19 protein-coding genes and 3 pseudogenes are annotated in these 18,837 nt (G+C 62.2%); 7 read left to right on the forward strand and 15 right to left on the reverse strand.

Annotation, left to right across the window (positions count from 1 at the left end; genetic code table 11):
- Positions 1–16: 16 nt before the first annotated feature.
- Both AC5ZG5_RS27060 and AC5ZG5_RS27065 read right to left on the reverse strand, forming a co-directional pair.
- Positions 17–2,236, reverse strand: coding sequence for a DUF3141 domain-containing protein (locus AC5ZG5_RS27060; RefSeq protein WP_456644289.1), 2,220 nt, complete (start codon positions 2,234–2,236; stop codon positions 17–19).
- 116 nt (positions 2,237–2,352) lie between these two features.
- Positions 2,353–3,438, reverse strand: coding sequence for an AI-2E family transporter (locus tag AC5ZG5_RS27065; protein WP_456644288.1), 1,086 nt, complete (start codon positions 3,436–3,438; stop codon positions 2,353–2,355).
- A gap of 285 nt (positions 3,439–3,723) precedes the next feature.
- On the opposite strand from AC5ZG5_RS27065, the gene AC5ZG5_RS27070 reads away from it, so the two are divergent.
- The 3 genes and pseudogenes from AC5ZG5_RS27070 to AC5ZG5_RS27080 all read left to right on the forward strand — a co-directional run bounded on the left by AC5ZG5_RS27070 (position 3,724) and on the right by AC5ZG5_RS27080 (position 4,995).
- On the forward strand, positions 3,724–3,915 hold the full coding sequence (locus AC5ZG5_RS27070; protein WP_433994492.1) for a GCG_CRPN prefix-to-repeats domain-containing protein: 192 nt from the start codon (positions 3,724–3,726) through the stop codon (positions 3,913–3,915).
- Between the two features lie 328 nt (positions 3,916–4,243).
- Positions 4,244–4,303, forward strand: a pseudogene (locus AC5ZG5_RS27075) (ATPase inhibitor subunit zeta); the annotation flags it as partial.
- Between the two features lie 171 nt (positions 4,304–4,474).
- Positions 4,475–4,995, forward strand: a pseudogene (locus tag AC5ZG5_RS27080) (GNAT family N-acetyltransferase).
- A gap of 55 nt (positions 4,996–5,050) precedes the next feature.
- On the opposite strand, the gene AC5ZG5_RS27085 reads toward AC5ZG5_RS27080, so the two are convergent.
- The 3 genes from AC5ZG5_RS27085 to AC5ZG5_RS27095 form a co-directional block, all read right to left on the reverse strand.
- Entirely contained in the window at positions 5,051–5,275 is a 225-nt protein-coding gene (locus AC5ZG5_RS27085) for a hypothetical protein (protein ID WP_456644287.1), read from the reverse strand.
- A 195-nt stretch (positions 5,276–5,470) separates the two neighbouring features.
- Positions 5,471–5,908: a hypothetical protein gene (locus AC5ZG5_RS27090; RefSeq protein ID WP_456644286.1), complete on the reverse strand. Its 438-nt coding sequence runs from the start codon at positions 5,906–5,908 to the stop codon at positions 5,471–5,473.
- A 149-nt stretch (positions 5,909–6,057) separates the two neighbouring features.
- A complete protein-coding gene (locus AC5ZG5_RS27095) occupies positions 6,058–6,285 on the reverse strand; it encodes a hypothetical protein (protein ID WP_245287214.1) in 228 nt (75 codons plus the stop codon).
- Positions 6,286–6,446: 161 nt separating this feature from the next.
- On the opposite strand from AC5ZG5_RS27095, the gene AC5ZG5_RS27100 reads away from it, so the two are divergent.
- On the forward strand, positions 6,447–7,295 hold the full coding sequence (locus tag AC5ZG5_RS27100) for a metal-dependent phosphohydrolase (RefSeq protein ID WP_456644285.1): 849 nt from the start codon (positions 6,447–6,449) through the stop codon (positions 7,293–7,295).
- A gap of 161 nt (positions 7,296–7,456) precedes the next feature.
- Complete coding sequence (locus AC5ZG5_RS27105; protein WP_456644284.1) at positions 7,457–7,669, forward strand: hypothetical protein; 213 nt, start codon at positions 7,457–7,459, stop codon at positions 7,667–7,669.
- 71 nt (positions 7,670–7,740) lie between these two features.
- On the opposite strand, the gene AC5ZG5_RS27110 is transcribed toward AC5ZG5_RS27105, so the two are convergent.
- Genes AC5ZG5_RS27110 through AC5ZG5_RS27125 form a run of 4 tightly spaced genes read right to left on the reverse strand, consistent with a single transcriptional unit; the run spans position 7,741 to position 12,153 of the window.
- The gene (locus tag AC5ZG5_RS27110) at positions 7,741–8,850 is read right to left on the reverse strand and encodes a hypothetical protein (RefSeq protein WP_130225804.1); all 1,110 of its coding nucleotides are present in this window, start codon (positions 8,848–8,850) and stop codon (positions 7,741–7,743) included.
- Positions 8,850–9,506, reverse strand: a complete 657-nt coding sequence (locus AC5ZG5_RS27115; RefSeq protein ID WP_456644283.1) for a 5-bromo-4-chloroindolyl phosphate hydrolysis family protein — start codon at positions 9,504–9,506, stop codon at positions 8,850–8,852. Before AC5ZG5_RS27115 ends, AC5ZG5_RS27110 begins: the two co-directional genes overlap by 1 nt.
- Positions 9,506–11,098, reverse strand: a complete 1,593-nt coding sequence (locus AC5ZG5_RS27120; RefSeq protein WP_456644282.1) for a vWA domain-containing protein — start codon at positions 11,096–11,098, stop codon at positions 9,506–9,508. Before AC5ZG5_RS27120 ends, AC5ZG5_RS27115 begins: the two co-directional genes overlap by 1 nt.
- A complete protein-coding gene (locus AC5ZG5_RS27125) occupies positions 11,095–12,153 on the reverse strand; it encodes a toxic anion resistance protein (protein WP_456644281.1) in 1,059 nt (352 codons plus the stop codon). Before AC5ZG5_RS27125 ends, AC5ZG5_RS27120 begins: the two co-directional genes overlap by 4 nt.
- Positions 12,154–12,501: 348 nt before the next feature.
- Here AC5ZG5_RS27125 and AC5ZG5_RS27130 point away from each other — a divergent pair, with 348 nt between their 5' ends.
- Entirely contained in the window at positions 12,502–13,113 is a 612-nt protein-coding gene (locus AC5ZG5_RS27130) for an LOG family protein (RefSeq protein ID WP_456644280.1), read from the forward strand.
- Positions 13,114–13,197: 84 nt separating this feature from the next.
- On the opposite strand, the gene AC5ZG5_RS27135 is transcribed toward AC5ZG5_RS27130, so the two are convergent.
- From AC5ZG5_RS27135 to AC5ZG5_RS27160, 6 genes and pseudogenes are all read right to left on the reverse strand, one after another.
- On the reverse strand, positions 13,198–13,692 hold the full coding sequence (locus tag AC5ZG5_RS27135) for a hypothetical protein (protein ID WP_456644279.1): 495 nt from the start codon (positions 13,690–13,692) through the stop codon (positions 13,198–13,200).
- A 2-nt stretch (positions 13,693–13,694) separates the two neighbouring features.
- A complete protein-coding gene (locus AC5ZG5_RS27140; RefSeq protein ID WP_456644278.1) occupies positions 13,695–13,913 on the reverse strand; it encodes a hypothetical protein in 219 nt (72 codons plus the stop codon).
- An 11-nt stretch (positions 13,914–13,924) separates the two neighbouring features.
- Entirely contained in the window at positions 13,925–14,116 is a 192-nt protein-coding gene (locus AC5ZG5_RS27145; protein WP_456644277.1) for a hypothetical protein, read from the reverse strand.
- A gap of 94 nt (positions 14,117–14,210) precedes the next feature.
- Positions 14,211–14,723 (reverse strand): DUF2267 domain-containing protein, encoded by a 513-nt coding sequence (locus AC5ZG5_RS27150; protein ID WP_496165472.1) that lies wholly within the window; start codon positions 14,721–14,723, stop codon positions 14,211–14,213.
- A gap of 98 nt (positions 14,724–14,821) precedes the next feature.
- Positions 14,822–16,583: pseudogene (locus tag AC5ZG5_RS27155) on the reverse strand (methyl-accepting chemotaxis protein).
- Positions 16,584–16,845: 262 nt separating this feature from the next.
- Positions 16,846–17,475, reverse strand: a complete 630-nt coding sequence (locus AC5ZG5_RS27160) for an aspartate/glutamate racemase family protein (RefSeq protein ID WP_456644276.1) — start codon at positions 17,473–17,475, stop codon at positions 16,846–16,848.
- 187 nt (positions 17,476–17,662) lie between these two features.
- Between AC5ZG5_RS27160 and AC5ZG5_RS27165 the strand changes: the two genes are divergently transcribed.
- On the forward strand, positions 17,663–18,637 hold the full coding sequence (locus AC5ZG5_RS27165) for an ABC transporter substrate-binding protein (protein WP_456644275.1): 975 nt from the start codon (positions 17,663–17,665) through the stop codon (positions 18,635–18,637).
- Positions 18,638–18,837 lie beyond the last annotated feature (200 nt).

Genomic DNA, 18,837 nt, shown 5'->3' on the forward strand with positions numbered 1-18,837 from the left:
ATTCTTCCAACCAGCGTTACGACGCCTTCGCCTTTGGATCGAAAGGGGTAACCTTATCCCTTTCCGACATTTCGCTCGCATCCAGACAGAACAACTCGGCGACATGCTGCAAGCGCTTGGCGACCTCGCCTGAGATTTCGGCACTGGCCGACAACACCTCGCCGATCGCTGCGAAGGCCGCGCGGCGTTCGTTGGCATTGTCGGGCAGCATTTTCGGAATTGCCGCCAGCGCTCTCCTCTGGTCCAGCAACAGCATGAAGAACTGCTCGCGCACCAGCATTTTGAATTGTGCCAACGTCAATCGCTCACCCCTCTCGCGGCGGATTCGCCGCAGCGCTTCGAGGCTGCGCTCGTCCACCATGCCCCGCGCCGACCCGACGTAAAGCAAGCCTCTGATAGCTGCCTCGCGAAGGCCGCCTTCGTCGATCCTGGATTTCAGCTCGCTGATCCGCCGCTGGAGCATTTCGCGGTGCTCGGCCGGCATCCCTTGTCGCGACGGCTCCCAGCGCGGATCAACACCGACCGCCGCCTGAAGCGCGGGCGAACCATACACGGCGAGAAAGATGGTTTCGCTGAGTGCTTCCTGGTAGTCCCGCCAGCCGTCGAGCGCACTGACGATTTGCCTTGAGATTCCTTCCTGAAGGGCGATGAACGGATTCTCCTCGGCTGCCGGTTTCCGATCATTCCGAATTCTTTCCGCCGTCGTCCCCACGGCAGTCATCAAAGGATTTCGGCTGCTGAAAAACTCATATTGCAGGCGCAGCGGGTGGATATTGCGCGTCCACTCCGCCACCTGCGGCGTCACCATGCATTTGATCCAGGGCTGGACGAGCTTTTTATAGGCGGCGAGATTGATCTCCGAGACGCGCTTGGCGGTCGCGAAGCGCCTTTCGTCTTCCGACGAGTTGCCGCCCATGGCGCGAATATCATCGAGCGTGCGCGCCTCGCATCGCATCACCCACTGCCCGACCGCAAGATCCGCGTTCGCGGTGTCGGCGCCCTTTGCCTCGAAGGTCGCTTCATAGAGGCCCGGCGGCAGCACGTCGATCAGATCGATGTTGCTGGAAAATTCCGCGTGCTCCTTCTTGGCGATGCCGCCGGACACGAAGATTCCGAGATGGCCGACGCTCTCATGAACCGTGTAGACGATGGTCTGGCCGTAGGCCCTGATCTCGTCGACCTCGGCGTAGAGATCGAGGACCCAGCCCAACGCCTGCTGTGGCGGAGTGATATTGTCTCCCTTGGAGCAGAACACCACGATGGGTGACTTGATGTTGCGCAGGTCGACTGCCTTGCCATCGGACGTCTTGATGCGGCCGGCGGCGAGATTGTTGCCGATGAAGAGCTCATCGACAATGAACTGGATTTCTTCCGCGTTCAGGTTGACATGCCCGCCCCACCAGCGCTCGAATTCGAGATAGCGGTCCGCCTCGGTATCGACCTTCGAATACACATTATATTGTTTGGTCCACAGCGTGTTCGACGGGTTCTGGTTCTCGAAATTCTGCACCAGCCAGGCGCCGTCAAACTTGCCGGCGCCGAGGTCGCTGGTGAGCGCGGTCAACCAGCTCCCGCCGAGCAGGCCGCCCGAGTAGCGCATCGGATATTTGCCGTGCACGCCAGCCCAATAGGCCAGCGGCGCGCCGGCGACGATGATGGGCCCAAACAGTTCCGGGCGCAGCGATGCGAGCATCATCACGGCCCAGCCGGCCTGGCAGTTGCCGATCACGCAGGGCTTGCCGTCGGCATCAGGATGGCGCCTGATGACTTCCTCGATGAACAAGGCTTCCGCGCGCGCGATGCGCTCGATGGTCTGGTGCGGCATCGGCTCCGGCAGGAAGCCGATGAAGTAGCAGGGATGACCGGCCTTCATGGCGACGCCGATCTCGCTGTCCGCCTTGAACCCGCCGATTCCCGGCCCGTGTCCAGCGCGCGGATCGACCACGATGAACGGTCGCCGCTCGAGATCGAGCTCGATACCCTCAGGCGGAATGATGCGCACCAGCGCATAGTTCACCGGTTCGGAGAGCTTGCGCCCGTCCATGACCAGTTCGGCGGCGTAGTGCAGAACATGCGGTGCCGTCTGGGCAATGTGCTGCCGATACTGGTCACCACGCCGGCGCAGGATATCCAGGAACAGCACAGTGCGCTGCCCGGCATCAATCATGTATTCCACGGCCGAAGCAACGAGGCCTGACATGGGAACGCGCGCAAGCGGTGTTTTGTCGATCGACATGTTCAGACCTCCGTGTCGCGCATCGATTGAATGCGCCGCGCCACCCCGGACTTTGATTTAGGTCAACGTCGTGAGCGGAACAGAATGGTCCGTTTTGAGCGGCTTCGGCTTGCGAGCTATTGTTCCGCTGATTGCGCAAGGCGGCTACGATCCTGATTGATCCAGGCCACTGTCAACTCCCAAGCGACTGACAGGATGACCGGGCCGATAAAGAGGCCAAGAATTCCGTGTGCAAGCGTGCCTCCGACCACCCCGATAAGGATCACGAGGGCGGGTGTAGTAAGGCCGCGCCCCATCACCAGCGGCTTCAAGATGTTGTCAAGCAAGCCAACAATCACCAGAAACACGGTCAGTGGGAGTGCCGTCGTGAAGTCTTTCGCTGTCCAGAGCCAGATGATCACGGGAAGCAGGACGACCGCCGCACCGATCTGCACGATGCTCAGCAGCAGGATCGCGAAAGCCAACAGGCCCGCATTCGGAATTCCCGCCAGCTTGAGACCAATGCCGGCGAGCAGCGACTGGATGATCGCGACGCCGATAACGCCTTGAGATACGCCACGTATCGTTGCGCCCGCCAATTCCAGGAAGTGTTCGCTTTGCTCGGGAACGACGCGGGACAGGAACCCCCTGCTCGCCGCCACTAGTTGCGGTCCATAGGGGAAGAGAAAGCCGGCCAAAGCAACCGACAGGAGGAATTTGAGCGTTCCAACGCCGGCATTCCCGGCAAGGCCGAGAATCGTCGCGGCCAGCGGCTTCAGATAAGGAGCGATTTCGTGCAGAACGGCGCGGAGGTTGGTCGATGCCTGATCCCAGAGATCGTAGAGCTGCGGGCCGATCAGCGGCCAATCCTTGATGCGCGCGGGCGGCGAGGGAACCCCGAGGCTTCCCGCGCTGAGTTGTGCGGCAATTTCCCGGAGGCCATCCACCGCGCCCAGACCGAGCCAGGTCGCCGGCCCGATGACTATCGCGAGGTTGACGATGGTGAGAATCGCCGCCGCCAGCTTCGGGCGTCCGCCGAGCAACTTGGCGAGACCGTTAAAGACCGGATAGAACGCAACGGCGAGCACCACGCTCCAGGCCACGATTGGCACGAAGGGTCGTACAAGAACGAAAGTCCAGTAGATCAGAAAAGCCAGCAATCCAAGCCGGATCGCAAGCTGGATGATGTCCTCCCCGGACAAAAGCTGGCGAAGTGTTCTCAAGGGCGCGCCCTCGTTCGAGGCTGCGCGAAAGCGTACCCACCGCGCTGCGCGACGCGGCTTGATTTAGATCAAGCACACCGACCCCCACTGCCCATCTCGCAAATCAGTGCCCTCGCCCGCTCGGTTTCGTGCTCGGGGAGGGGCTTCGCTTTTCCGCCCCATTGATCCAAGATCAACGCCGCGCGCTCGGCGCAGCACTTGCCTGCAAAACATGAGAGGCGAGAGGAAACAGAGATGAAAGTGACATTCGCAGTTCTGTTCGCAGCCATATTCGCGAGCATTGGCATGGCCAACGCCGCGGACGGCTGCGGTCCCGGTTGCCATGCGGCGCGCAACGGTGGGTGCGTCGTCGACGGCTGGGATAGAGGCGCGCGTGTGCGCAATGAGTGTCCGGTCGGGGCTCATCCCCGTCCTCCGTGCTATCGGTGGTTCGTTTGGAGCCGTCGCGACGGAGCCTGCATCATCAGCCCCAACTAGGGGGCGATCCAGATCGGGATGATCGGCGTCCATCGCGGGAGCCGACCGGAGTGGGCCGCGTCTCGCGGCCCGCGCAGATTCACACGACTATCAAGTGCCCGTGACTAGAGCACTTTCGATTCTGATAGAATCCGAACCGAAGCTCCAGATTCTAGTTTTGACGCGTTTTCTTCACGCGAACGGTATCCACCCTCGGATCAAGTCCAAGGGCATGCTTCGCTGGAAAACGCTCTAATGGCGACTTGATCTAGATCAAGCACCCTGGTCCCGAGTGGCGGGTTTGATTGCCGATGTCACGGCAACCACCTTCGACGAACGCGAAAAGGCGGTGGAAGCGAAATTCGCTCATGACGAGGAGCTGCGATTCAAAGCGATGGCCCGAGCCAACAAGTTGCTGGGCAACTGCGCAGCCGTACAGCTTGAATTGATCGGAGAGGACGCAACCACCTGCTTTCGCTCGGCACTCTTGGCTGAAACGAGCGCCATGCTCCGGTGCGGGCCTCACACTCCGCCTGATCAGCGAGACCGGCCGTCGAATGATTGGAACAAGAGGCAGCAGATGCTGGAAGCCGCAACCTACACCGCGCACGAGCGTCTGAACGACGGCAGCCACATCGAAATCCGAGCGCTTCGAGTCGATGATGAGGCCGACATGCTGGCTGCGGTCGGGCGGGCGAGCACGCAATCCCTGCAACGCCGTTTCTTTGCGGTGAAGCGCGGCTTCTCGGAGAAGGAGCGCGCCTTCTTCATGGACATCGATTTCAGAATCATGTCGCGCTTGTTGCGCTCATCGAGGAAGCCGGTCGACCGGCGATCGTCGGAGGCGGTCGATACGTTGTATTCGAGCCCGGACGAGCCGAGATGGCATTCGTGGTCGTCGATGTCTGGCAGGGACGCGGCATCGGTTCGATCCTGATGCGTCACCTCGTCGGCATCGCTCGCAATGCCGGGCTACAGGAATTGACCGCAGAGGTCTTGCCTGAAAATGCCGCGATGCTGAAAGTGTTCGGAAAGTTCGGCTTCAAGCCGGTCTCGCGGGGAGACCCGCAGACGATCCATCTGGCGCTGACGCTCAGCTAACAACGATGGTCGGAATCCCTGCTGCCATGCGCTTATCATGGCCCTGCTACCTGGATCACAGGTAGAGCACGGCAACTGCGGTTATTGCCCCAGAAAATATTCCGAGCGAGATCACGGCCGCTTTGAATATCAAGTCATTCTCGGCAACCCACAACAAGCCAGACCTCAATCCGAGAACGCCCTTGCGCCAACGCAATCGGGCGATAGCGAAGATCACTATTGTTTTCGCCCGGTTCGGATTTGAGAACGACGGCATAGCCCCGATACTCCACACCGCCATGATGTGGCTCCGGCTGGCAATTGACCAGTGCAGTTTGTGCCACCAAAGCTCGCGGCATAACAACGCTTGGTGGCTGAAGGCGCAGCCTCGTTTTTTCCGACGCTGGTCGCATGTGATATCTCCGCCTCTCATAGGACGGCAATCGCGCAGCTCGCGGCGGCCCCCTTCGTCTTCGGCTCGAGCGACGCAAGCCCTTCAGTCGTCATCATCTCCTTGAATCGAGAGGCCTTGGCCATACGGGTTCGTCGGGCTATCCGGTACGTACGGATTTCCAGCACCGAAGGGATTGTTGACGCTATCCGGAGAAAAACGACTCCCATAGCGGCCGTATGGATTTGAAATCGAATCCGGATCATACCGGTTGCTACTTAGGCGCCCACGATAGTTTCCCTGGCTGTCATACAGCTTGGGTGCATCCATCGCGTACGGATTGTTGGCGGAGCTGTTGCTGTGGACGCTGCCATATCGCCCGTACGGATTGTTGATGCTGTTTGGATTGTAGGGACTGCCAGCACCGAATGCGTTTCCCGTAGAATTCGAGGCATATGGGTTGGCGGAATAGTTGCCGAGATATTGCGCGGCGGCGCTAGATGTCATCACGACCAACAGAGCGCTGCTCAAGGCCATATTCATCTGCACTTCCTCTTCGTTCCAACATCACGGGCGCGCTCGCCGGACGTACAGCCCTCGCGCGACATGACCGCCCCTGCAGGGCGACCTTAACGCAGGCTTCGCCATGGCACCCCAGTCACACATCCACCACGTGCGGTCGGAGGTTATCGCTACCTCAGCCCGAGAAGGGAACGGCGGTAGCCGCTCGCCTGGGCTTCGCTCCTGCACACAAAACTTCCGGTGAGACCCAGCCCGTAACGTTTCTGCCCTTTCAAATAATAGCGCGCGCGCCGAAAATCGAGCCAAACCACGGAATCACCCGGGCAATGGCGTTGCGCCTGGGCTTGATAGCGGAACGGCGTGAGCGGGACGGCCTTAGCCTGGTGTGCGGTGCACACGAAAAGTGAGAAGGAAACGACAAGTCCACTGCGTTTGACCCAGATCAACAGGCGCTCCCCCAGCGTTTCCAGCGCCCGATCGATAGCATTTTCGGCACGCTGCCTAAAGACGGTTCGAACGGACTGTGCTAAATTTCAGTCTCGATCGAGCGAGCAGCAACATGCTCACGATACCACATCTCACCGCGCAGGCGCTCGGCGCCTTTCTGGCCTCCGAGACGAACGGACGGTTCGGCGCGTCTTACGGTTACCTCAACGAGCTCCTGCCATATGCGGCACGCCTGGCGCTCGAATGCATCGGCAACAGCGACGCGCTCTATCACGATATCGAGCACTCGATGCTGGTCACCCTGGCCGGCCATGACATCCTGATGGGGCGCGCCTTGTCGCGGCCGACGACGGCCGAGGACTATTCAAATTTCATCCTGGCCTGCTTGATCCACGACATCGGTTATGTCCGTGGCGTCCTTCAAGGAGACGGGGACGACGTCTATGTCGCCGATATCACCGGCACGACCATCCGGCTTCCGCGCGGCGCGTCCGATGCAGCGCTCGCACCCTATCACGTGGACCGGTCCAAACTGTTCGCGCTGGAGCGCTTCGATGGTGTTGAGCACGTCGACGCCAACCGGATGGCGCGCGCGATCGAATACACGCGATTTCCCTACGGACCGTCATCGTCCGACGACGATCTGAACAATGAAGAGGGCCTGCTGCTGCGCGCCGCGGACCTGATCGGCCAACTTGGCGACCCCAACTATCTGAGGAAGGCCAACGCTCTCTTCTATGAATTCGAAGAGACCGGGATGAACAAGCAGCTCGGCTACGATACCCCGGCCGATGTCGTGTACAAATATCCGCAGTTCTATTGGAACACCGTCGCGCCGCAGATATCGACCGCCATTCGATACCTGAACGTCACGTCAAGCGGCCGCCAATGGATCGCAAACCTTTACAGCAATGTGTTCAGGGCGGAACGAGAGATGAGGCTGTCCGGTCCGGAGCTGTGACGCTGATCAATTGCCAGGGCGCACGCGGCATGTGGCAGATGTAACCGAATTTTCGGGCGCCTGAAATGCCCGCGTAACCCTGACCTCCCAAGTTCCGACACGCGGCACCGCTCGCGGTTACCGCGAGATGCATTCGTTAGCGGGGGCACAAGGAGGAATTCATGACAAACAAACTCGCACTGGCTGCATCAGTCGTCATCCTCATCGCATTCTCGGGCGCGGCGTTTGCAGGCAGCCCCAAAACGCACGCGCGCACGCATTGGTCCGCGGCAGCTTACGCTGCACAAGCCGCGTACTACCCTTACGCTTTCGAGCCGGCACCATACTGGCCCAACGTGCGCCAGTATCACGGCGGACCGAAGTCCAACTATTGAGATCGCGGACATAGCCAGCCGGCGGGCTGGTTATATGGCCTACCGATTAACGGTGATGTACCGCTTGCGCGCTACGCCGCCAACCGGTCGAGCAGAGCGAGCATGACCGGAGCGTCCGGCATCGGCAACACCGCGTCGATGCGCTCGATCAGGCGGGACTGCAGGAGTGCGTTGCGCGCCTTGCCGATGGTGCCGAGCGGGCCGCGGAATCCGTGATCCTCCCAGGCCATCTCGAGCAGGCTTTCGCTCATCAGCGCATCGATGAGGTCGTCGGCCTGGCGCTCGATGCTGATTAACGGATGCGCGGAGAACACCGTCGGCTGCGGATAGAGGATCACCGGCTTGGCCGGCGCATTGGCCTCCAGCCGCTTCCAGCGCTCGGCATCCTGCAGCACCCACTCCACCAATTGATTCTCGTAGCCGACGATCAGCGGCTGCGCGCCGGCGCCGCCGGCAACATAATCGTCGAACAATTTTCCCGAGGACGGCGGCTTGAAGCCCATACGGCGGAACACGGTGGCGACGTCGCCGTCGATGCGGCTCAGGGTGTCCGGCATCACCACGTCGCCCGAGAGCAGGCTCGCGGCGAGGCCCGCGAACATGAATCCCGAATTGGACTTGTTCGGATCGGTGCAGACGATGCGGGCGCGGCCGAACAGATCGGAGACGCCGATCGCGGCCCAGGTCTCGCCGGCGATGATCGCCTTGAGCAGCTTCGAAAGGTCGGCCTTGTAGCGCGGGCCGCCCATCGGCTCGGCGAAACCGCCCTTCACCAGGCCATCGGCAATGCGGTCCCATGAATAGAGCACGATTGGCGAATTGAAGATCACCTGGTCGCGCGAAATCTTCAGGCCCGAGCTGCGCGCCACCTCCACCAGCACGGAGGACGACGGCCACAGGAACTGCGGCTTCTGGTCGAGCAATGCACGCTCGCGCACCATCTCCACCGATCCGGCGCGGCGCCCGTCGAGCACCAGCCCAAAGCGGCGCTCGAGCACGCCGCGCACACGCGCATTGGCGAGGAAGCCTTCCTTCTCGCCACCGGCGAATCCGAACAGTTTCTTCGCTTCGCCGAAGCGGCCGGCGATCTCAGGATGTTCCCGAAGGTAGAGATAGCCGCCGGTCGCCGCGGCGCTTGCGGCGACGAGGCCGATCCCGAACGCACGACGCGACATGGCCATCAGGTTGTCCCCTTCTTCTCCCCGGACGGGATGCCGGTCCGCGCCGGTCCGATATCCTCGTCGAGCGAGCTTTTCAAAAGCTTGAGTTCGATGTCGAGCTTGTCGAGATCGGCATCCTGCAGATTGGCCGCGTAGCGTGTGAAGGCGCCATCGAGCCGGTCGATCAATTCACGCGTCGCGGCGAGTCGTGCGGTGTCGGGCACAGTGCTGCGCTCGAGCGAAGCATAGGCCTCGGCGATCTCGGCCGCGCGCGGCAGGTAATAAGTGAGGAAGCGCCTGACACGGTCGATGCGCAGCGGGTCACGCTCGATCGCGTCAAAAATATCGCGGGCGATCTTCACGAGATGCCGGACGCGCTCGGCCACCACGCGGGTCCGGATCGCTGCCGCCGCGGTTTCCATGCGCTCCGTCAGCGGCTCTGCCTCCGTGAGGAGTGCGCGCGCGAATTCGATGCGGCCGCGCGCCGCGCCGCTGGCGTCGAGTTCGGCGAAGCGCCTGCGCGGCGCCATCACCGCGACGATGCCGCCGCCGGCCAGCGCGCTGACGAGGACAGCGATCCAGAATGGCATCCCAACGCCGATCGCAAGCGAAGGCAGCAAGACCGCGGCGGCCGCGCCACCGGCAATCCAGCCGAGCCCGGACGGCACGGTCGCCATCAATTATATCCTCGCACCGAGCGGAACGCGTCCGTGAGGCTCTTGGTGCCGTCGAACACCCTGCCGCCGGTCAGCTTCGCCAGATTGTCGAGCTGGCTGCGATCGACCTGGTCGCCGAACGTGACCCCGAACACTGGCACACGCCGGCCGTCCGCGCGCCACGTGGCCTCAAACGTCGACAAATAGCCTTGGCTCTTGCCATCGGTCATGATGACGATGGCCGGCAAATGCTCGCCGCTGGCAAGCAGCGGCTTCATGGCGACGAGCGCCCGCTCGCCACAGGCATAGAAGTCGGTGCCGCCGCCGGCATGCAGCTCCAGCGCCTGGGTGAGAAGCGTGGCCTGCTCGGCCTCTCCGCCTGTGGCGCGCGCCGTCCACAGCACATGATCGTTGAACGGCAGCAGCAGGATTTCGTCCGCCTTGGTCCATTGCACCAACAGCTCGCGGGTGCGGGCGGGCGTCAAAAGGAAACGCATCGCGTCGAGCAACTGGGTCTCGCCTGCTCCTTGCATGCTGCCGGAGACGTCGAGGCACAAAGCGGTGAGCGAGGGACGTCGGAGCGCCTCCTGATAGATCGACAGCGCCTTCTGGATGACCGCGGGCTCGGGTGGCCGGATGATTGTCAGCGCGCGCGCCGGATCCAGATTGGTCTTGGGATCGGCGGGAAGCGGCGCCGCGCGGCCGACCTCCACTCGCCGTCCGGTCTTCGCGATCCGCGCCTGAACCTCGCCCTTGAGCAGAAAGGCTTGCAGATCGGCAAAGAAGGTTTCGACGTCCTTGCCACGGCCGCGATCGACGAAGCCGAGCGGAGAATCGGCGACCGCGACGCCGTCTTCCGGATAGATCGCGTAAAGCGGCTCGTGGCCATCGGCGATCAATTTGTCATTGGTCTCCTTGATAACAGCCTCATAGTTCCAGATCGCCTGATAGTGCGCTCCATTCCGCTCGCCGTCGCGATAGAGATCGGCGAGCCAGCCGCTCGAACCCGCGCTGCGCTCAACCCCTTTGAGAAGGCCGCGCGCCGTCGCCAGCACCTCGGGCTTGTCGAGATCGCCGGCTTCGATCAGGTCGGGCTTGCCGATGCCGGCCGCGAGCATCGCGAGATAAGCAGCCGCGCCGGAGTTCGACTGCGTCGCCGAGGTCATCAGGAATTTCAATCGGCCGGCCTCGACAGCGGCTAGAATGTCCTTCGCAGTCACCTTGGCGCCGATCCAGTTCAACTCTTGTGCCTTCGAGCGGCGCACGCCGAGGATCACCGGCATCTGCACGATCGACTTGACCGACTTCACCCGCCGCTTGGTGTCGAACATGTCGATCCAGATCGAGGCCGCCGGCCACACCGCGTCGGCCGGCGGATCGTCGCCCTTGAGCGCCAGCGCGATGTCAAGCGAGCCCTGATAGCGCATCGTGCAGACAGCATTGCGCGACTTGCAGAATTCCTGCACCAGCGGCTCGAGCACGTCATTCTCCGAGCCTGACAGGATGGTGAATTGCGGCCCCGGCCCGCCGCTGCAGCCGGAGAGCAGCACGGCGATCAGCGGTGCCGCGACATGCAGCGCAAGCCAGCGCCGCGGGAACAACGCGAGGCTCATGCAGACGACTTGGTGACCGCAGATTTCAAATCGTCGGTCAGTTGCGACATACGCTGTTCGATCTCAGCGCGCTTGGTCCGACCCTGTTCCTGCACCGCGAGCACGCCCGAGATGGTGTCGATCAGGTCGCGATTGGCCTTTTCCAGCGTCGTGATGTCGACGATGCCGCGCTGTGACTGCTTCTCGATCTCGATCGCCTGGGTCTTCATCATCTCGGAAGCCTGGCGCATCATCTCGTTGGTGGCATCCGTGATGGTCTTCTGCAACTCGAGCGCGGATTTCTGCCGATTCAGCCCGAGCAGCAGGATCATCTTCTGCTTCCACACCGGGATTGTGAGTTCGGTCGTGGCCTGCAGGTTCTCGATCAGCGTCTCGTCGCCCGATTGCACGATGCGGATCTGCGGCAGTTGCTGGATGCCGATCTGGCGCGCCTGCTGCAGATAGAAGATGCGCTTCTCGAGCCGGTCGAGCGCCTGGAGCGCGTCCTGGTAGGTCTGCGCCGCGAGCAGGGCGTCGCTGCTTTGGCCTTGCGCGGTCGCGGCCCGCTCCATCTCGATCAGCTTGCCGCGGCGAAAGTCCTCGGCGAAGGCCTTGCCGGCGCTAATATGCGCGTCGAGCTGCCCGAGTGCGGTCCTGGTCTGCTCATAGAGATCGTCGAGCAGCGCGATGTCGCGGCGCAGGACCTCCTTGTTGCGATCGAGCTCGACGCAGACGCGATCGATCTGCGAAGCGACATCGCTGAACTGCTCGGCAAAGCGCCGCAGCCGTGCCTCCGCCGACGAGAACAGGCGCGTCAAGAGGCCGCTGTCCTTGAGATCGGCGGGATCGAGCCCGCGCGCCTTGCCCAAAATGTCCGACAGGAGCTTGCCGGTCGTTCCGAGCTCGCGATTTTGCGTCTGGGACAGAATGCGGTCGGCGAATTCGACCACTGACCGCTGGGCGCGCTCGCCGAACGTGACGATGCGCGAACGATCTGAAATATCGATTTCGGATTTGATACGTGCAATCGCAGATGCATCAGCCGGCAACGCCGGGACATCAGTCGTTTCGCTCACTACCTCACTCCCTCTCTGCCACGGCCATGATAGCATGTCGGGCTGGTTCCGCAGCTAAGCGCAGGCGATACGACAGATTGATGACACTCCCGCAGGTTGACGACAGGCTTGTTGATGAAGTCCTTTCCGAAACGGCATAGGTTACCGAGGGTCGCAAAACCCGATCCGGCGCGAGCTCGGTGCATGAAGAGATTCTTGTTTGATTTCAAATATATGTGAGCAGATCATCCGCAATGCCGACCTGCCGTGCGTTCACGTTGTAGCGCGGCGCCGCGATTCCCCTGCCTCTCATGCTAACGTCGAACCGCCGACGAATCGTTTGCAGCACGAAAGGTCCGCACACATCCAATGCAAAACCAAAACGCCAAAGCGCTGAAATCCGTCTGTATCTTCTGCGGCTCCAGCCCGGGCCGTGATCCGATCTATCTGGAGACCGCGGTCGCCACCGGACAGGCGCTGGCAAAGGCCGGCATTACCATCGTCTATGGCGGCGGGAAGGTTGGGCTGATGGGAGCGGTGGCAGACGCGGCGCTCGCGGCGGGCGGACGCGTGGTCGGCGTCATTCCGCGCGCGCTGGTCGAGCGCGAGATCGGACACACGGGCCTGAGCCAGCTTCACATCGTCGAGACCATGCACGAGCGCAAGACGATGATGGCCGAGCTATCCGACGGCTTCATCGCGCTGCCGGGCGGCGCCGGGACGCTCGAAGAACTTTTCGAGGAATGGACCTGGGCCCAGCTCGGGATTCACCAAAAGCCGTGCGGCCTCCTGAACGTGAAGGATTACTTCGCGCCGCTGATGGCGATGGTGGAGCGGATGGTGGCTGAAGGATTCACGATCAGAGCCTACGCCGAGATACTCATCATCGAAACCAAAGTAGAGGCGCTGCTGCGTCGCTTTGCGGCCTACCAGCCGCCGCCACGAAAATGGCTGCGCACGGACGCGGCGGCCAAGCCATAAGAGACGGTCCGAAAAGAGCATGCTCAAACGGAGAGGTGAAACCGTGATCCGATTCCTTTCAATCGGATCACGGTTTCAGTCGCTTCACCCGCCATGCTTCTGCGGCTTATGGCCGCTCTGACCGGGATCGTTGTGCTTGTTGTGGTGGCTTTCCTGGTTCAGCCCGCCGCGGCTCACCGGAAATTCCGACTGGCGCGCATCCTGTTTCGGACGTCTTACGGTCGCATCTTCCACATTCCGCGCGCCTCCTTGCTCGAGATTGCGCGCATCGGGAACATCGGGCTTGCGTTCCAGCATCCGCAACTGCTGCTCATGGGTCTTCTTGCCCTGCAGCACCGCCTTGCGCGATTTTGGCGTCTGATCGCGCGACGGGCGGCCGCGCCGGCGATCCGGCGCCTCGATACCACCCTGCGGGTTGGTGTCGTTCTCGACGTCGCCCTCGAACGTGTTCTCGCCTTCGACATCCTCCAGATCGTCTGGCGTCGCCTGCGCCATTGTGACGCCCTTCGATCCCCCGATCAGCGGATTGCGATAGAGGTCGATGTCGCTCGGCCGTTTCGTTTTGGCGTGTTTCGTCATGATCACCCCTTCGATGCCGGATGCGTACCCCCGCCCTTGTGTTCCGGTTCGTGCGTGTGGTGGCTGTCGCGCTCGCCACCGCCGCCGGAAATCCGGCTGTGACGTCGCCTGGGATCGTCGGCGGCCGGCTTCTTGACCTCAAGCGGCGCCTGAACGTTTTCGTGCGCAGCACCGGGGCCGCCCTGGCGAATGCTCGCCGGCGTCTTGGTTGAAGTGGACATGATGCGCTCCTTCAGCGATCCTGCTGATAGCCCTGATGGGTGGTGTTCTGCTTGGTGTTCGCCGACTGCCCCTGCTCGTCGGGCTCGTCGGGATTTTCCACGTGCCCGCGCGTCGTGCGCGCCTGATGGGCATTGCCGGACTTCGGATCACCCGTACCCTTGCGGCTCTGGTTCTCCGGCGGCACCGGTGGTGGCTTGGTCATGATGGACTCCTGTTCCATCCAAAGTGACATAGGATAACGCACGCGAAATGCATGGGTTCACTTCACTGTCATCGAAAACCCGACGACGTAACGATCAGGAAACCGGCTCGGCGCGCCGCGGCGTCCTCTTCGATTCCGGCCACATCGCGCGGACTTCCTCCGGCAATGCGTGGCGGATCTTCTCGACCTGACCAGGATCGACGTAGTGGTTCAGCACCTGGAACACAGCATGCGCCGCGTCAGGCGCGCTGACCGGCCGTGTCGAGCTTAGCTCGGCCGTGATGATCGACAGGAACTGTTCCGCTGACCGCCAGTTTTGCGGAGCATCGCTCGGGCGGAATCGATCATAATACGTGCCGCGCACGATCAGCGGAAGCTGTGCGCCGAGATGTGCCGCGAGTTCGATCGGAACCCGATCGCGTATGGTCCGCAACACCGCGCCCAGCGCATGCCATGCCAGTTGCCGGTCGCGTGGCAAGGTTTCCATGATCTCATCCAGCCATGAATTGGTGAGGTGGATGGTTCTGTCGAATACCTCGAGACCTGTCGCACTCATGGGGATCACCCTTCGTTTGCAAGACGCAGGGCTAACGATGCGCGGACGCATAGGTTCGCGAATATTGCAGTCGACGAGCGGGCGCCGGTTTTTGTCGCTGGCGGCCGGGCAGGCATCTATAATGGTGGCAGCGCCGCCACCGACACCATTCAGGCGGCCCGCACGGTCTGCAGGAACCGGCTGACTTCCGTCTGGAGCCGGCTGCTGTCGCGGGACAGCGATTGCGCGGACGAGAGCACCCTGCGTGGACGCCGAGCCTGTCGCTGTGGCGCCGCGCTGGACATCGGTAATCCGCGAAGAAACTTCCTCAGTGCCTTGCGCGGCCTGTTGCACGTTGCGCGCGATCTCCTGCGTCGCCGCGCCCTGCTCTTCGACCGCAGCGGCGACCGTCGAGGCGATCTCCGCCAGCGATTCGATCGTGTTGCTGATCTGGCCGATGGCGCCGACCGATTGATCGGTCGCGGTCTGGATCGCGGCGATCTGCTGACCGATTTCGCCGGTCGCCTTCGCCGTCTGCTCGGCCAGCGCCTTCACCTCGGACGCGACGACCGCAAACCCGCGGCCTGCGTCGCCGGCGCGCGCAGCCTCGATGGTGGCGTTGAGCGCCAACAGGTTGGTCTGGCCTGCAATGGTGTTGATGAGCTCGACCACATCGCCGATGCGGCTTGCGGCCTTGGACAGTTCGCTCACGCGCTCGGTGGTGGCGCGCGCCTGGCCGACCGCGTCCGCCGCGATTCGCGCCGAGTCCTGGACCTGACGGCTGATCTCGTTCACGGAAGACGACAGTTGTTCCGTGGCAGTCGCCACCGATTGCACGTTGGCCGACGCTTCTTCGGAAGCCGATGCCACAGCGACAGTTATTTCCTGGGCGCGCTCGGCCGTCGAGGTGAGCGCCTTTGCCGATTGCTCCAGCTCCGTCGACGCCGACGAGACCGTGCTGACGATCTCGCCCACCGCTCCCTCGAAAGCGTCCGCAAGCTTGATCATCTCGGCCCGGCGCTGCCCGGCAAGGAGGTCATCCTGCCGGCGCTTGGATTCGGACTCGAGCATCGCCTTCTCTTCCGCCTTGACCTTGAAGGTCTCGACGGCCTGCGCGACCGCGCCGATTTCGTCCTTGCGCCCGATGCCGGGCAACTGGACAGCAAAATTGCCATTCGCGAGTTCCTGCATGGCCCGGCTCAGGCTGCGCATCGGTCCCGCGATCGAAAGCGCCGACAGCACGGAGGTCACGATCAGCAGCAGGGCCGCAACGCCGCCGATCACGAGCGACATCCTGTCGGCCGAGGCCGCCTGCTGCGTCGCCTTTTCAATCTCGCCGGCCATGGCCTGTTTGGCACGGTCCACGATCGCATTGGCGTTGAACTCGAGCTCCCCGGAAAGCGACAGCATGACGTCATTGGCGATCTGTCGTGAATCCGTCGTCAACTGGGCGGCGCGCGCCTGGGCCTCGTTCGAGATCGTGAGCCCGGAAGCTTCGACGGAGGCAATTTCCAGAAGCTCGGCTTTCATCTTCGCGAGCTTCTCGGCGGCGGACTCATAGGCAGTCGCCGCGCTCTTCAGCTTCTCCAACTGCGAGCGCGTATCAGCCGTCGCGAGACGGGAGATCTCATCGATGAATCCGAGGAATCCTTTGTAGCGTGCCGCCAGATACTCGGTGGCGTTCTGCAATTCTTCATCGGTGCTGGCAACGCGGATATTGGCCGCGCCGATCTGCAGGCCTCGCGCTGCCGCCTTGGCGTCGATTGCCGCGCGCGCGATGTTGGACTGCAGGAGCACGCTCTCATTGGTCCGGCTGACTGTGGCATTCGCCGTCAATTGATTGACGATCATCAGCACGACGAAGATCACGCCGAGCGCGGATGCGATGCCAAGCTTGGCTCCGATCCGCAAGTTCTGAATACCTTTGATCATGCCCACCCCGTTGCAGTCTGGCCTTTGGCCCAACCTCGTCAGCCGGGGCGAACTTATTGCTGGGGCTGTTTAAGTAACGTTAAACGACGGCAGCGAAAGCGATGAAACAACCCGAGAGCGAGTGATGATTGCTTGCAGAAAAAGCATGCTTCATATGCCGAGGCGCGAACGCTCAGTTCGCACAACTCCCTGATGTATCTCTTCGTCCGGAAGACGGTTGGTCAGGAAAATTCGGTAGCGCACTCATCCGCAAAGGATACCGTCAGCAGAGCATCTCCTTCAACTTCAGCACGGCGCTATCCGGCGTCGTGAGCACCGGTCGTCCCGACGCTTGCTCAACCGCCGATGCCGCCGGCGCCATGCTGTATTGCGCGAGAGCGATGACGTCGCAGTTGCGCAAGTCTTTCGACGTTTCGATCACAAGCCGATCATGCTCGGCGCGGTCGCCGCGATCGAGCGCCGCCAGCGCGCCTTCCGCCAGCCTCGGTACGAGCTCAATCGAGGCAGGAAACTCGCGAGGCATGGAGGCCAAGGTCGGCGGGAACGTCGAGAGCAGGCCGACCTTGCGGCCGCCTCGCGCAGCCTGCTCGATCATCGCCTCATTGGGCTTCAAGACCGGCATCGGCGCGTGCGCCCGCGCCACCGCCTCGATGCAGAGTCCGAAGGCGGAGCAGGTGAACAGGATCGCATCGGCGCCCGTGCTCACGACATAGCGGCCGAGCGCGAGGAAACGCTCGGTCATGGCGTCGGTGAGCCGGCCGTCGCGCGCGAGATCGGCCGACAGGCTGTCGTCGAGCAGGTTCATCAGCCGCGCCTCCGGCCACAGCTTGGCGAACGATGATTCAATCGGCTGAATCGAATGCTTCAGGGCGTGAATAAGGGCGATGCGCATTGTCGTTGTTCTACTCTCGATCAGTTGCCGATGCCGGTCAGCGCTCTGTCGACGGCGCGGCCGAGCCGGTCGACGTTCACATTGCTGTCGTCAGGCGTCCAAGCCGAGCTTACGCGGAGATCGCCATGATAGTCTATCGCGGCACAGTTCTTGCTACCCCATACGGGACTTCCCAGGGGAAATTTCCATGCAGTTGATGACCAGAGTGACCGCGATCCTTGCCCTGCTCGCAGCCATTGCGGCGCTGCCCGCCCCCTCGCAGGCGCAGGACAAGGTCGCCGTCGGCGTATTCCCGCTGTCGTCGTCGCTGCCTTATTTCGTCGCGCTGGAACGCGGGTTCTTCAAGGAACGGAACATCGAGCCCGAGATGACGAAGCTTTTGGGTGGGCCCGCCAACGTCGCGGCGCTGATGACCAACCAGATCGAGGTCTCGGCGGTTCTGGTCACGCTCGAAGGCCTCAACGCCAACGTCAAGAAGCCGGGAGTCGCCACCTATATCAGCCTCAACAGCCAGACCAAGGTCTGGAAGATGGAACAGTTCGTCGTCCGCAATGGCTTTGCGGCGAAAACGATCGCCGATCTCAAGGGCGCCAAACTGATGTCGGCGCCGGGACCGGCCAACATCAACACCGCAAAGGCGATCCTCGCCAAGAACGGCCTGAAGGCAGGCGACTACACGATCGACCAGCTCGACATGGGCCAGCACGTCAACGCCATGACGGCCGGCACCTTCGACGGCGGCTACACGCTCGAGCCGAATGCATCGATGATGATCAAGGCCGGCGTCGCGCACCCGATCGAGGCCGGGGTGATCTCGAAATACATCCTCGGCAATGAGAATGCCAACGCGTACGCCGCCGGCTGCGCGATGACAGCCGATTTCATCCAGAAGCGACCGGATGTGGCAAAACGCTTCGCAGCCGCCTGGGCCAAGGCGATTGCCTTCATCAACGCCAATCCGGATGAAGCGCGGAAACACCTCGCCAAGAACACGTTCACGCCGGATAACGTGGTCGATATGGTGCCGATGCTTGGCTATGTGATGGTCGGCGATATGGCAAAGGAGCAGCTTGCCGATCTGCAGGCATTGTCGGATTTCGGCAACTCGATCGGCGTCGTGCCCGAAAAGATCGACGTCACCAAGTTCCTGCACAGGTTCTGAGGCGCGCATGACGATCCAGGGCTATCGCATTTGGCTATTTGGCGGCTATGGACGAGGCGGGCCTCATGGTTCGAGACGCGCCGCAAGCGGCGCTCCTCACAATGAGGGTCTAGGATTCCGCCACGGAATCAGACCTCATCCTGAGGAGCCCGCCAATGGCGGGCGTCTCGAAGGATGGGCCGCGAAGGGACCGCCCTCCA

This window comes from Bradyrhizobium sp. Ses1, assembly GCF_059512365.1.